At 58.2% G+C, this 12,392-nt stretch carries 13 protein-coding genes; 6 read left to right on the forward strand and 7 right to left on the reverse strand.

The features are described 5' to 3' along the window. Window positions 1–117 precede the first annotated feature (117 nt). A complete protein-coding gene (locus AB7M22_RS19715; RefSeq protein WP_454187531.1) occupies window positions 118–1,059 on the reverse strand; it encodes a fatty acid desaturase in 942 nt (313 codons plus the stop codon). 341 nt (window positions 1,060–1,400) lie between these two features. Between AB7M22_RS19715 and AB7M22_RS19720 the strand changes: the two genes are divergently transcribed. Next, entirely contained in the window at window positions 1,401–1,820 is a 420-nt protein-coding gene (locus AB7M22_RS19720; RefSeq protein ID WP_454187532.1) for a GNAT family N-acetyltransferase, read from the forward strand. A 132-nt stretch (window positions 1,821–1,952) separates the two neighbouring features. Here the strand turns inward: AB7M22_RS19720 and def are convergent, their stop codons facing one another. From def to AB7M22_RS19735, 3 genes are all read right to left on the reverse strand, one after another. Then, on the reverse strand, window positions 1,953–2,492 hold the full coding sequence (gene def, locus AB7M22_RS19725) for a peptide deformylase (RefSeq protein ID WP_008009487.1): 540 nt from the start codon (window positions 2,490–2,492) through the stop codon (window positions 1,953–1,955). Next, window positions 2,489–3,433 carry a YihY/virulence factor BrkB family protein gene (locus AB7M22_RS19730; RefSeq protein WP_454187533.1) on the reverse strand — a complete coding sequence of 315 codons (945 nt, stop codon included), beginning with the start codon at window positions 3,431–3,433 and terminating at the stop codon, window positions 2,489–2,491. Before AB7M22_RS19730 ends, def begins: the two co-directional genes overlap by 4 nt. Window positions 3,434–3,602: 169 nt before the next feature. Next, window positions 3,603–3,794 (reverse strand): CsbD family protein, encoded by a 192-nt coding sequence (locus AB7M22_RS19735; RefSeq protein ID WP_454187534.1) that lies wholly within the window; start codon window positions 3,792–3,794, stop codon window positions 3,603–3,605. Window positions 3,795–3,985: 191 nt separating this feature from the next. Here AB7M22_RS19735 and AB7M22_RS19740 point away from each other — a divergent pair, with 191 nt between their 5' ends. Continuing rightward, window positions 3,986–4,363, forward strand: a complete 378-nt coding sequence (locus AB7M22_RS19740; protein ID WP_007902414.1) for a hypothetical protein — start codon at window positions 3,986–3,988, stop codon at window positions 4,361–4,363. A 164-nt stretch (window positions 4,364–4,527) separates the two neighbouring features. Here the strand turns inward: AB7M22_RS19740 and fadD1 are convergent, their stop codons facing one another. Together fadD1 and fadD2 are read right to left on the reverse strand one after the other, a co-directional pair. After that, window positions 4,528–6,228 (reverse strand): long-chain-fatty-acid--CoA ligase FadD1, encoded by a 1,701-nt coding sequence (gene fadD1 / locus AB7M22_RS19745; protein WP_454187535.1) that lies wholly within the window; start codon window positions 6,226–6,228, stop codon window positions 4,528–4,530. Between the two features lie 381 nt (window positions 6,229–6,609). Beyond that, a complete protein-coding gene (gene fadD2 / locus AB7M22_RS19750) occupies window positions 6,610–8,298 on the reverse strand; it encodes a long-chain-fatty-acid--CoA ligase FadD2 (RefSeq protein ID WP_454187536.1) in 1,689 nt (562 codons plus the stop codon). Window positions 8,299–8,556: 258 nt separating this feature from the next. Here fadD2 and AB7M22_RS19755 point away from each other — a divergent pair, with 258 nt between their 5' ends. Together AB7M22_RS19755 and AB7M22_RS19760 are read left to right on the forward strand one after the other, a co-directional pair. After that, window positions 8,557–9,501: an alpha/beta hydrolase gene (locus tag AB7M22_RS19755; protein WP_454187537.1), complete on the forward strand. Its 945-nt coding sequence runs from the start codon at window positions 8,557–8,559 to the stop codon at window positions 9,499–9,501. 43 nt (window positions 9,502–9,544) lie between these two features. Continuing rightward, entirely contained in the window at window positions 9,545–10,015 is a 471-nt protein-coding gene (locus tag AB7M22_RS19760; RefSeq protein WP_007934748.1) for a MaoC family dehydratase, read from the forward strand. A gap of 258 nt (window positions 10,016–10,273) precedes the next feature. Here AB7M22_RS19760 and AB7M22_RS19765 read toward each other — a convergent pair whose 3' ends face one another. Further along, window positions 10,274–10,741 carry a PA2169 family four-helix-bundle protein gene (locus AB7M22_RS19765; protein ID WP_454187538.1) on the reverse strand — a complete coding sequence of 156 codons (468 nt, stop codon included), beginning with the start codon at window positions 10,739–10,741 and terminating at the stop codon, window positions 10,274–10,276. 205 nt (window positions 10,742–10,946) lie between these two features. Between AB7M22_RS19765 and AB7M22_RS19770 the strand changes: the two genes are divergently transcribed. After that, complete coding sequence (locus AB7M22_RS19770) at window positions 10,947–11,183, forward strand: DUF3820 family protein (protein WP_007949456.1); 237 nt, start codon at window positions 10,947–10,949, stop codon at window positions 11,181–11,183. A gap of 25 nt (window positions 11,184–11,208) precedes the next feature. Continuing rightward, the gene (locus AB7M22_RS19775) at window positions 11,209–12,390 is read left to right on the forward strand and encodes an aminotransferase class V-fold PLP-dependent enzyme (RefSeq protein ID WP_454187539.1); all 1,182 of its coding nucleotides are present in this window, start codon (window positions 11,209–11,211) and stop codon (window positions 12,388–12,390) included. Window positions 12,391–12,392: the final 2 nt, after the last annotated feature.

A 12,392-nucleotide genomic window follows, 5' to 3' on the forward strand; every position in this document is an offset into this window, starting at 1 on the left:
TAACCCTGTGGGAGCGGGCTTGCCCGCGATAGCGCCGGACCAGTCACCAGGTGTGTTGGATGTGAAATAGCAATCGCGGGCAAGCCCGCTCCCACAGGGTTCAATGGTGGCCATGCATCAACTAAAAGGATGCCGCGGGCTGTCGATCGCCCTCACCCCATGCTCGCGCACCAACTGAGCATAACCCTGCACCAGAAACCCGCCACTGCGCGCCAGCCATTGCTCGCGGCGCGCACGATAGGCCCTCGGCAAGTCGTACCAGGGCAGACCCGGCAAGTCGTGGTGCACCAGGTGCAAGTTGAGGTTCAGGAACAGCCAGCGCCACGGCCATGCCGCTTCGTTGATGACGGTGCGTTGCTCGGGTTGTATATGAGGACGGTGTTCATAGTAGGAGCGGATCATTGCAATCGACAGCGCCGGCACGCTGATCAGCAACAGGTAATGCCAGACCGGCAGCACGCTATAGCGCGCGATGAACGTCAGCATCAGCAGCGTCAGTGCACCGTGGGTCAGCCACATCAACCAGGCTTGGCGCTCACCTGCTTTTAGCCGTTGCAGCTCTTCGCGGGCCAGCGCCAGCAAGGCCAGTGGCGCACCGAGGACAAAGCGGCCGAGCACGGTTTTGTTCAGCCAGTGCAGGCCCTGTTCGAACGGTGAACGGCGCTGCCACTGTTCAGCGCTCAGGTATCGGCTTTCCGGATCGCGACCGGGGACGGTCAGGTCTTCATCGCGGTGATGCAACAAATGACTGTCGCGGTACAGGGTGTAGGGATACCAGACCGCGAACGGCGCATAACCGAGGACCTTGTTCAGCGTTTGCCAACGGGTAGGATGGCCGTGCAGCAATTCGTGCTGCACCGACAACCACAATACCAACAGTGGAATCAGCAGCAACGTACTCCACCAGAGCCCCAATCGGGCGCTGCCCAGGACAATGCTGCACCAGCCGACGTACACGCCGATCAACAGCAGCCAGGTCGGCCACTCGGTGCGAGCGGTCAGGCGTTGGCGCAGGGTTTCGATTTCTTCACGGTGGGCAGCATCAAAATAATGGGGCATGGCTTTGCTCAGAACGGGAACCAGTCTCCCTCTGTGCAACGGCGCAGGGATTTCTTGCAGATTGTTTGGTTATTTCGATAGGCATAAAAACAAGGAGCCCGAGGACTCGGGCTCCGTTGACGCGGGATCAGTGGCCGAACACACCTACCTTCTTGGCCTTCTTGTCCGCACGTTTTTCATCGGCGGTTTTAGCCGGTTTTTTCTTTGCCGCTTTCTTTGAATCCATGCCTTTGGCCATGATACATACTCCACTCATACGGGACGTGAGATCAGGTATACACCTATCGCAGCGCCCGCGTTCTTTTATAATCACCCGCTTTGCGCACTGACAGTCCAGGCCCATGCCCAACACCCAGTACACCTTGCTCGACGAGCCGTTATGGCCGTTGATGAACAAGTTTTACCGCGCCCACCAGTCGTCGATGAAAGCGGTTCGCGACGCTCAATTGTGGGTCGCAAAACGCGAAGAGATCATTGCAGCGTTATGTTTGCGGCCCGTGGCCGGTGGGCATTGGCTGACCGGGCTGTTCGTCGCCCCGAGCTGTCGCGAACAAGGGATCGCCGCGGCGTTGATCGACCACGCCGTCAAGCATCTCGAAGAGCCGGCCTGGTTGTTCTGCCATCCGGATTTGCGTGGCTTTTATGAGCGCCGCGGCTTTACGTTCGACCCACCCCTGCCCTATGCCATGGCTGAACGCTTGAGCCGATATGCGCGGAGCAAACCGATGATTGCGATGGGGCTGGAACCGCGCGCCCTCTGAAACGACACAATCCCTGTGGGAGCGGGCTTGCCCGCGATGCAAACTGCCTGACAACATTGATACCGGATGTGCCGGCCTCTTCGCGGGCAAGCCCGCTCCCACAGTGTTTTGCGTTGGATTCGAAGGACGATCTCAATCGTCCGCTGCAGGATCAAGATCCGGGAACATCACCTCGGTAAACCCGAATTTGCTGAAATCACTGATGCGCGACGGGTACAGCCGGCCGATCAGGTGATCGCACTCATGCTGCACCACCCGCGCATGAAACCCCGAGGCAATGCGCACGATCGGCTCGCCCTTGGGATCGAAGCCTTCATAGCGAATCTGCTGATAACGATCCACCGCGCCGCGCAGGCCCGGCACCGACAGGCAACCTTCGAAACCCTCTTCGAGGGTCGGGCTCAACGGTGTGATCAGTGGATTGATCAGAATCGTCTGCGGCACCGCTTCGGCGTCCGGATAGCGTTCGCTGTGTTCGAAACCAAAGATCACCAGTTGCAGGTCGACACCGATCTGCGGCGCGGCCAGGCCGACTCCGCCGACACTTTCCATGGTCTGGAACATGTCGTCGATCAATTGCCACAACTCAGGGCTGTCGAACATTTCTGCCGGTACCGGTGGGGCAATACGCAGCAGGCGTTCATCGCCCATTTTCAGAATTTCACGGATCATTTTATGGCTTCGTCAGTGGTCGGCTTGATTGAGTGGTCCCGTCCCAGTCCCGAAACGTGGTGTTTGGGTTCTTCGGGCACGTTTTCGCCGTGTTTCTTGTTTTCGGATGACATGTGCTCGATCACCGCGTTCATTTCTGCGCCGAGCAACAACACTGCGGCGGAAATATAGAAGTACAGCAACAACACGATGATCGCGCCGATACTGCCATACATGGCGTTGTAGTTGGCGAAGGTTTTGACGTAGAGACCGAAGCCCAGCGAAGCGATGATCCAGACCACCACGGACAACACCGCACCCGGGGTGATGAAGCGAAACTCTTGTTTGACGTCAGGCATGACGTAGTAAATCAGCGCTACCGCCATCATCAGCAGAATCACCACCACCGGCCAGCGGACGATGGTCCAGACGGTCACAATGAAATCTTCGAGGCCGACTTGCGCGGCGATCCAGCCCATCACCTGCGGCCCGAGCACCATCAGCGCTGCGGCGATCAGCAACATGCCGGCGATGCCGATGGTGTAGAAAATCGACAGCGGAAAGCGTTTCCAGATCGGACGGCGTTCGACCACGTCGTACGCGGCATTCATCGCGCTCATCATCAGTCGCACACCGGCGGACGCGGTCCACAGGGCGATCACGATACCCACCGACAACAACCCCCCCTTGGATTGCTGCAGCTGATCGATCACCGGGTTCACCTGGTCAAGCGCCTGGGGTGGCAGGACCAGTTCCGATTGCAGGCGCAGCCAGGAAAAGAAGTCCGGCAAGTGCAGAAAACCGATCAGGGCGATCAGGAACAGGATGAAAGGGAACAGCGAGAACAGCATCTGATAGGCCAGCGCCGAGGCATAGGTCGACATCTCATCGTCGACGAACTCGGTGACCGTGCGCATCATCACCCGATGCAGGGGCAAACCTTTCATGGTCGGAAAAAACATTAGCGTCTCCTTTCGCCGCAAAAAGGTTGAAGTCATGGCGACTCAGGGGCCGTTTTCTACAACAAAGTAGCCTACTTGGCGACTTTGAAACAATTTCCTTGCTCAAGTTCAAGCTGACACAGAAACGGCCATCCGCGGATGGCCGTTTCTATTACTCGTCAAAGCCGGATTATGCCTTGTCGATGCCTTTTTTAAGAGCATCCTTGATTTTGCCGACTGCTTGCTGGGTTTCGCCTTTCCTCTCCTGCGCCACGCCTTCGGAGCGCAGTTTTTCGTTACCGGTGGCCTTGCCAACGCCTTGCTTGACGTTGCCGGCCGCTTCGTTTGCCATACCTTTAACTTTATCGCCAGTGCTGCTCATGGTATTTCTCCTGTGAACATTTCAACGGGGAAAGTGGTTACATAAGGATTGACCGGGGGCCTTTGCGCGGAGTTTCATTTATTTATTAACCGGAGATTTCGCAGGTTAGGCTTTATGTTTGCAGGCTTTGCCCCGAGAATGCGCAACGTATTCAGGCCATGGCGCTGAAGATCCAATCCCGTAGGAACGTTATGAAACTCGATAAAAAACTGGCCATCGCCCGCAGAAACCAGGAACTCGGCGGTGCTGTGCTTGGCGTCAACAACTGCCATTTCACCGAATTGAACCGCAACCGCAATATCTTCTGGTTCGATATTCCGGTCGCGCGTCTGGCCGTTGGTCAGTACGAATGGATTCACTTGCTGATGCACACCCCGGATACCGACGAACTGCTGCACTTGAAAGTGCCGACGGTGTTCCTGCGCGAGAAGCTGGAAGGCCTGGTGGTGCGCAACCAAGGCAAGCGCAAGGCAGCCCTGAGCCTGGAACTGAGCGCCGACAAGGACTCCTACCTGCAAGACATGCGCCCGGCCGGTACCAACGTCAATTTCGCGCAGTTCCGCCAGTGACCCAAAAGCATCGCGAGCAGGCTCGCACACATTTAACCGAGTTCCTTCAGAAAGAATGCAATCACATGTGGGAGCGAGCCTGCTCGCGAAGGCGGCCTGACAGACGCTGAAAAATGTCCCGGCCAGAAACAAGAAGCCCCGCATCGGCGGGGCTTTTTGTTTGACTAGGCGCTGACTTTCTTCACGCCCAGTTTCTTCAGCTCTTCGTCGCGCAGTTCGCGGCGCAGGATCTTGCCAACGTTGGTGGTTGGCAGCGCGTCGCGGAACTCCACGGCTTTCGGTACCTTGTAGCCGGTGACGTTGGCGCGCATGTGCTCCATCACCTGCTCCTTGGTCAGGGTCACACCCGGTTTGACGACGATGAAAATCTTGATCGCCTCACCCGACTTCTCGTCCGGCACGCCGATGGCTGCGCATTGCAGCACGCCCGGCAGGGTCGCCAGCACGTCTTCCAGTTCGTTGGGGTATACGTTGAAACCGGAGACCAGGATCATGTCTTTCTTGCGATCGACAATGCGCATGTAACCGTCTGGCTGGATCAGCGCAATGTCACCGGTCTTCAACCAGCCTTCGCTGTCGAGGATTTCATCGGTGGCGTCCTGACGCTGCCAGTAGCCCTTCATGACTTGCGGGCCTTTCACACACAGTTCACCGATGGCGCCCAACGGCTGTTCAACACCGGCATCGTCGATGACTTTGCACAGGGTCGATGGCACCGGAATACCGATGGTGCCGATCTGGATGTTCTGGCTCGGGTTCACCGTGGCCACCGGGCTGGTTTCGGTCATGCCGTAACCTTCGCAGATCGGGCAACCGGTGACCGCTTTCCAGCGTTCAGCCGCAGCCTGCTGCAAGGCCATGCCGCCGGACAGGGTGATTTTCAGATTCGAGAAATCCAGCTTGCGGAACGCTTCGTTGTTGCACAACGCGACGAACAGCGTGTTCAGGCCGACAAAACCGCTGAACTTCCACTTCGACAGTTCCTTGACCATCGCCGTCAGGTCGCGCGGGTTGCTGATCAGGATATTGTGATTGCCGATCAGCATCATCGCCATGCAATGAAAGGTGAAGGCATAGATGTGGTACAGCGGCAGCGGAGTGATCAGGATCTCGCAACCTTCGTTGAGGTTGGAGCCCATCAGCGCCTTGCACTGCAGCATGTTCGCCACCAGGTTGCGGTGGGTCAGCATCGCACCCTTGGCCACGCCGGTGGTGCCGCCGGTGTATTGCAGCACGGCAACGTCGCTGCTGGCCGGATTGGCTTCAGCCACTGGCTGGCCATGGCCCTTGCTCAGCACGTCATTGAATTTGATGGCCTTGGGCAAGTGATACGCCGGGACCATCTTCTTCACGTACTTGATGACGCTGTTGACCAGCAGACGCTTGAGCGGCGGCAGCAGGTCGGCCACTTCAGTGACGATCACGTGCTTGACGCCGGTTTTCGGCACGACGGTCTGGGCCAGATGCGCCATGTTGGCCAGGCAGACCAGGGCTTTGGCACCGGAATCGTTGAATTGGTGTTCCATTTCCCGCGCGGTGTACAACGGGTTGGTGTTGACCACGATCAGCCCGGCGCGAATCGCACCGAAGACAGCAACCGGGTATTGCAACAGGTTGGGCAGTTGCACGGCGATTCGATCGCCGGGTTGCAAATCGGTATGCTGTTGCAGGTAAGCGGCAAAGGCACCGGACAATTCGTACAGCTCACCGTAGGTGATTGTCTTGCCCAGGTTGCTGAATGCCGGTTTGTCAGCGAAGCGTTGGCAGGATTGCTTCAACACTGCCTGAATATTCGGATACTCGTCTGGATTGATCTCGGCAGCAATTCCAGCTGGGTACTTATCCTTCCAAAAGTCTTCGATCATGGAAGCCCACTCCTCAGCAACGCGAATTCAAATACCGCATTTGGTGCGATTATTATTGGTGTGTGTTTTTGGTGAGTCTGGCTTTTAACATAGGCCGAGAAGTCACAAAGCGCGCCGAGAGTAGCAGCTTTGCCAAGGGCCGACTAGAGCCAAAAGAGGCCCGCACAGTCACTTTAATGACTCAAGAATAGCAAGCAGTCATTTTAGAGCAAAAATTCTATACAGCCTTAAAAGCCCCGTATTTTGGGCCTCGTCCCTTAAAAGCATCGCGGGCAAGCCCGCTCCCACAAGGTCCGCGTCGTACACATTCTCTGTACACAACACCAAACTTGTGGGAGCGAGGCTTGCCCGCGATCCGCGCGAAGCGCGGCCATTCAACGATCAGGCAATCTCACGCAACTCCCGCCGCAAGATCTTGCCCACCGGCGTCATCGGCAACGACTCACGCAAGACGATGTGCTTGGGGACTTTGTACGCCGTGAAGTTTTCCTTGCAGTACGCCTTCAGCTCTTCAAGGCTGACCCCGGATTCACGGGCCACCACAAACAACTTCACCGCCTCCCCCGAACGCTCGTCCGGCACGCCGATCACCGCGCAGTTGGCGACTTTCGGATGGGCCATCACCACGTCTTCGATCTCGTTCGGGTACACGTTGAAGCCCGAGACGATGATCATGTCTTTCTTGCGATCGACGATACGCACAAATCCGTCCGGGTCGATCACCCCGATGTCGCCCGACTTGAACCAGCCGTCGGCGTCCAGCACTTCGTCGGTGGCTTCGGGTTTCTGCCAGTAGCCCTTCATGATCTGCGGGCCCTTGATGCACAGTTCGCCACGCTCGCCCAGCGGCTGCTCGACGCCTTCATCGTTGATCACTTTCAGGGTCGTGCCCGGCACCGGCAGGCCGACCGTGCCGATGCGCGACTTGTCGCCGTAAGGGTTGGTGCAGGCCACCGGCGAGGTTTCGGTCAGGCCGTAACCTTCGGTGATGCGGCAACCGGTGAGCTGTTCCCAGCGCTCGGCGGTGGCCTTGACCAGCGCCGTGCCGCCGGAGTTGGTGAGCTTGAGACTGGAGAAATCCAGGCTCTTGAAGTCGGGATGTTCCATCAGCGCGACGAACAGCGTATTAAGCCCCAGCAGCGCCGAAAACCGCCAGTTCTTCAGTTCCTTGATGAAGGCGCCAATGTCCCGTGGATTGGTGATCAGCACGTTGTGGTTGCCGGTCACCATCATGCACATGCAGTTCGCCGTGAAGGCGTAGATGTGGTACAGCGGCAGCGGCGCGATCATCACTTCCTGGCCTTCGCGTAGCAGCGGCTGACCGTCAGCGCCGAATTGCCCCAGGCACGCCCGCGCCTGCTGCATATTCGCCACCAGGTTACCGTGGGTCAGCATGGCGCCCTTGGCCAGCCCGGTGGTGCCGCCGGTGTATTGCAGCACGGCGATGTCGTCGAGGCCGACGTTCAGCGGTTTGATGCCCAGGCCCCGGCCCAGACGCAGCGCGCTTTTGAAAGAAATCGCCTGCGGCAAGGAATAGTCCGGGACCATTTTCTTGACCTTGGCGACCACAGTATTGATTAGCCAGCCCTTGGCGGTGGGCATCAGGTCGCCCATCTTCGCTTCAATCAGGTACTGGATGTCGGTGTCGGGCAGCACTTCCTGGACCTTCTGTCCGAACACGTTCAGGTAGACCAGCGCCCGGGCACCGGAGTCCTTGAACTGATGACGCATCTCCCGCGCGGTGTACAACGGGTTGGTATTGACCACGATCAGCCCGGCGCGCAAGGCACCGAACACGGCAATCGGGTAATGCAGGACGTTGGGCATCTGCACCGCGATGCGATCCCCTGGCACCAGGTCGGTGTGGGCTTGCAGGTAACCGGCGAACCCTGCGCTGTAGCGTTCCAGTTCGGCGTAGGTCAGGGTCACGCCCATGTTGCTGAACGCCGGGCGATCGGCAAATTTCTTGCAGGAACGCTCGAACACCTCGATTACCGACTTATAGGCCCCAAGGTCAATATCCAGGGGCACGCCGGCCGGGCGTTTGTCATTCCAGAAATCAGGTTGCATTATTCTTGTCCTCTTTACCTGAGCCTATCCGGGGCCGCTTTTCTGTCCTTTCTCAAAAACAGAAAGCGAAAAACGGTGCTTCCCGGACACTAGCAGCTATAACGAATCAGGCAAATATGCGCACGGTCGTCATTGATCGCGTGAATCTTGCTGCCCCGGCGTGACCTGATCAGACGGTAGGCGTTGGATGCGCTATACAATGCAACGGGGCTGTTTTCCACCCAGCAGCCTCATGCAGCCCAACGCAAAGGAATCGCCATGATCCACGACACTTTCTGGCTGACCGCGAGTGACCGCAGCCGCCTCTTCGTCAACCAGTGGCTGCCGGCCGCGCCACTCAAGGCGGTGATCCTGCTGGCCCACGGCATGGCAGAACACAGCGGTCGCTACGCCCGCCTGGCGCAAGCATGCTGTGATCAGGACTACGGCGTTTATGCGCCGGACCTGCGTGGACATGGCAAAACTGCCGAAAACGGTACGCTGGGCCATTTCGCCGACGATGATGGCTGGTGCAAAGTGGTCGGCGACCTCGCCAGCCTTAACCAACATATCGGCCAACAGCATCCCGGCGTGCCGATCGTACTGCTGGGCCACAGCATGGGCAGCTACATCGCCCAGGCTTACTTGCTGCACCACAGCGCCAGCCTGCACGGGGCGATTCTCAGCGGCTCGAACTTCCAGCCCGTGGCGCTCTATCGCGCCGCGCGACAGATTGCTCGGTTCGAACGCCTGCGCCAAGGGCCCAAGGGGCGCAGTGCGCTGATCGAATGGCTGTCGTTCGGCTCGTTCAACAAGAAATTCAAACCGGCGCGCACGCCGTTCGACTGGCTGAGCCGCGACCCGGCCGAAGTCGACAAGTACGCCAATGACCCGCTCTGCGGCTTTCGTTGCACCAATCAGTTGTGGATCGATTTGCTCGGTGGCTTGCAGCAAATCAGCAAAGCGTCCAATCTCGCCCAGATCGATCGGGGCCTGCCGTTGCTGGTGATTGGCGGCGAATGTGATCCGGTGAGCGAAGGCAAACGTCTGAAAGATCTGGCCCACGCCCTGCGCGACGCTGGCTGCCAGAGCCTGCAACTGACTGTTTACCCGCAGGCTCGGCATGAACTGTTCAACGAGAGCAATCGCGACGAAGTGACGGCCGACGTGCTGAGCTGGATCGCCCAGGCCTTGAGCAACCGCCGGCCACCCAGAGCCGAATAGTTTTTTTGTGGATTTATTTAATTCGTCACAGGAATCGAGACAGATGACCCAGGTTACCAACACCCCTTACGAAGCCCTCGAAATCGGCCAGACCGCCAGCTACAGCAAGACCGTCGAAGAACGCGATATTCAGTTGTTCGCCGCGATGTCCGGCGATCACAACCCGGTGCACCTGGACGCCGAATTCGCCGCCGCCAGCATGTTCAAGGAGCGTATCGCCCACGGCATGTTCAGCGGCGCTTTGATCAGCGCAGCGGTGGCTTGCGAGTTACCTGGGCCGGGGACTATTTATATCGGTCAGACGATGAGCTTTCAGAAGCCGGTAAAAATTGGCGACACGCTGACTGTGCGCCTGGAAATTCTTGAGAAACTGCCGAAGTTTCGTGTGCGTATCGCCACTCGGGTATTCAACCAGCGCGATGAATTGGTCGTGGATGGCGAAGCGGAGATTCTGGCGCCGCGCAAGCAACAGACCGTGACGTTGCCGACGTTGCCAGCGATCAGCATCGGCTGATTTACGACTCCATCTGCGGCCAGGATGGGCCTCTGTGGCGAGGGGGCTTGCCCCCGTTGGGGTGCGAAGCGCCCCTGATTCAAGCACCGCGCTAGATTATTTAGCGCGGTGGCCGGTTTTACGACTGCTGCGCAGCCGAACGGGGCGATGCGGCGTTCCGACAAGCCCCCTCGCCACAGGGAAACCGTCAAAAGATCCGACAATCCCGAGCACAAAAAAACGCCAGACTGGCTGGCGTTTTTGGCAGGCAACGAACCCTTACGAGCGTGCGCGAGCCTGATTACGCAGGGCTTTCACCTGATCGTGGTTGCGTTGTACGCCGTGATACTGACGCTCAACGATGTCACGAATGCCCACCAGGTTGTCCTTGTTGATTTTCTCCAGTGCTTCCTTGTAAGCCTTCAATGCGTGGTCTTCACCGCGTTCGGCTTCGTTCAGCACTGCCTCTTCATCCTTGCCGGTGAACATCGCCTTCACGTCGACCCAGCGACGGTGCATATCGCCACTGACACTGGTGGAGGTTTCCGGATCACCGCCCAGGGAACGCACAGTGGCTTGCAGTTCGGCAGCGGCAGCAGCGCAGTCGGAGGAGCGCTGTATGAACAGGTTTTTGAGTTCTGGATTCTTGATGTCTTCAGCGCAAGTCTTGAACCCTTCCTGACCGTCTTTACTGGTTTCAATCAGGTCGTTGAGTACAGAGATCGCTTCTCTATTAATGTCGGTCATTTTTCAATTCCTTGCGGTTGATGAAAGATGCAATAAGTAACTGCATCCTGCATGCCAGCTTCGAACTGATGTCTTTTTACTTATATTTCAATAAGTTAACTTTCAAGACGGAATCTGTACCCGCTTTTTTTGCATGATCTGTCATTTGGCCTGCATGCAGAATGCCTGTATTTTCCAGACTGTTTTTGAATCAAGACGACTGATGATGAATCCCGAAAAGCTCGAATTGCTGATTACCCGCGAAATGCCCTTCGGCAAATACAAGGGCCGCATCATCGCCGACCTGCCCGGCCAGTACCTGAACTGGTTCGCTCGCGAAGGTTTCCCTCATGGCGAACTGGGCGGTTTGCTGGCCTTGATGCAGGAGATCGACCACAACGGCTTGTCGGAGTTGCTCGAACCGCTGCGCGCCAAACACGGCAAACCCGCCCCTCGCCACTGATCTGTCCTACCTCACCGAGTAGCCCATGCCCGATAACACCCGCCGTGCCCGCGATGAAGTCTTTTGGCAGACCTTTGCCGACCGCTACGCTGTCGAACCCGGCCCCCTGAATCTGGAGAACGGTTATTTCGGGCGCATGTCACGCACGGTGGTCGAGGAGTATCAGCGCAACATCGAGCTGATCAACCGCGGCAATTCGGTGCATGTGCGCCAGCGCTTCGAACAGGGCGAAAGCGTCGGGATTCGCGCACAACTGGCCGAGTTGATCGGCGCACCGGCCGAAGCCGTCGCCCTCACCCGTAACGCCTCGGATGGCCTGCAATCGCTGATCCGCAACTACAACCGTCTGGAACCGGGCGATCAGGTACTGCTGTGCGATCTGGAGTACGACACGGTCAAGGGCGCGATGCGTTGGCTGGCGCGCTATCGAGGCGTGGAAGTGATCGAGATCGAACACCGTCACCCCGCCAGTTTCGACAGTTTGCTGACCACTTATCGCGAAGCTTTCGTGCGTTATCCGCGACTGAAGCTGATGGCGCTGACCCACGTCACCCATCGCACCGGGCTGGTCATGCCGGTGCAGGCGATTGCTGCCGCTGCCAGGGAACACGGCATCGATGTAATTCTCGACGGAGCACATGCCCTCGGCCAGATCGAGTTCAATCTCGATGAACTGGGCATCGCCTTTGCCGGCTACAACCTGCACAAATGGATCGGCGCGCCGCTGACCCTGGGCTTCATTTACATCGCGCCCGAGCGCCTGGCCGACATCGACCCGGACATGGGCGAGATGCATTTCCCGGTCACCGACATTCGCGCCCGCACGCCCTACAGCACACCCAATATTCCGGCCCTGCTGACCCTGCCGCTGGTGTTCGAAGAACATCGCGCCATGGGCGGTTCCGTCGCCAAGGGCACGCGGCTCAATTACCTGCGCAACCGATGGGTCGATGCCGTTCGGGGGCTGCCGGGGATCGAAATCATGACCCCGGATGACCCGCGCCTGTATTGCGGCATCACCTCGATGCGTTTTACCCGGCATGCCGATCAGCAGGCGATGGTCGAGCGACTGCTCAACGACTACAACCTGTTTACCGTGACACGCAGCGGCGCGGCGTGTGGCCCGTGCATCCGCATTACGTCGGGGCTCACCACCACTGCGGCCGACATGGATCGGCTGGCCCAGGCGCTGACTGAATTGCGCTGACG

This window comes from Pseudomonas sp. ADAK2 TE3594 (assembly GCF_053628675.1).

What these genes read in the sequence shown, in the direction of transcription:
- AB7M22_RS19715 (WP_454187531.1), bottom strand. Translation starts at nt 1,059, where the DNA reads ATGCCCCATTATTTTGATGCTGCCCACCGTGAAGAAATCGAAACCCTG.
- AB7M22_RS19720 (WP_454187532.1), top strand. Translation starts at nt 1,401, where the DNA reads ATGCCCAACACCCAGTACACCTTGCTCGACGAGCCGTTATGGCCGTTG.
- def (WP_008009487.1), bottom strand. Translation starts at nt 2,492, where the DNA reads ATGATCCGTGAAATTCTGAAAATGGGCGATGAACGCCTGCTGCGTATT.
- AB7M22_RS19730 (WP_454187533.1), bottom strand. Translation starts at nt 3,433, where the DNA reads ATGTTTTTTCCGACCATGAAAGGTTTGCCCCTGCATCGGGTGATGATG.
- AB7M22_RS19735 (WP_454187534.1), bottom strand. Translation starts at nt 3,794, where the DNA reads ATGAGCAGCACTGGCGATAAAGTTAAAGGTATGGCAAACGAAGCGGCC.
- AB7M22_RS19740 (WP_007902414.1), top strand. Translation starts at nt 3,986, where the DNA reads ATGAAACTCGATAAAAAACTGGCCATCGCCCGCAGAAACCAGGAACTC.
- fadD1 (WP_454187535.1), bottom strand. Translation starts at nt 6,228, where the DNA reads ATGATCGAAGACTTTTGGAAGGATAAGTACCCAGCTGGAATTGCTGCC.
- fadD2 (WP_454187536.1), bottom strand. Translation starts at nt 8,298, where the DNA reads ATGCAACCTGATTTCTGGAATGACAAACGCCCGGCCGGCGTGCCCCTG.
- AB7M22_RS19755 (WP_454187537.1), top strand. Translation starts at nt 8,557, where the DNA reads ATGATCCACGACACTTTCTGGCTGACCGCGAGTGACCGCAGCCGCCTC.
- AB7M22_RS19760 (WP_007934748.1), top strand. Translation starts at nt 9,545, where the DNA reads ATGACCCAGGTTACCAACACCCCTTACGAAGCCCTCGAAATCGGCCAG.
- AB7M22_RS19765 (WP_454187538.1), bottom strand. Translation starts at nt 10,741, where the DNA reads ATGACCGACATTAATAGAGAAGCGATCTCTGTACTCAACGACCTGATT.
- AB7M22_RS19770 (WP_007949456.1), top strand. Translation starts at nt 10,947, where the DNA reads ATGAATCCCGAAAAGCTCGAATTGCTGATTACCCGCGAAATGCCCTTC.
- AB7M22_RS19775 (WP_454187539.1), top strand. Translation starts at nt 11,209, where the DNA reads ATGCCCGATAACACCCGCCGTGCCCGCGATGAAGTCTTTTGGCAGACC.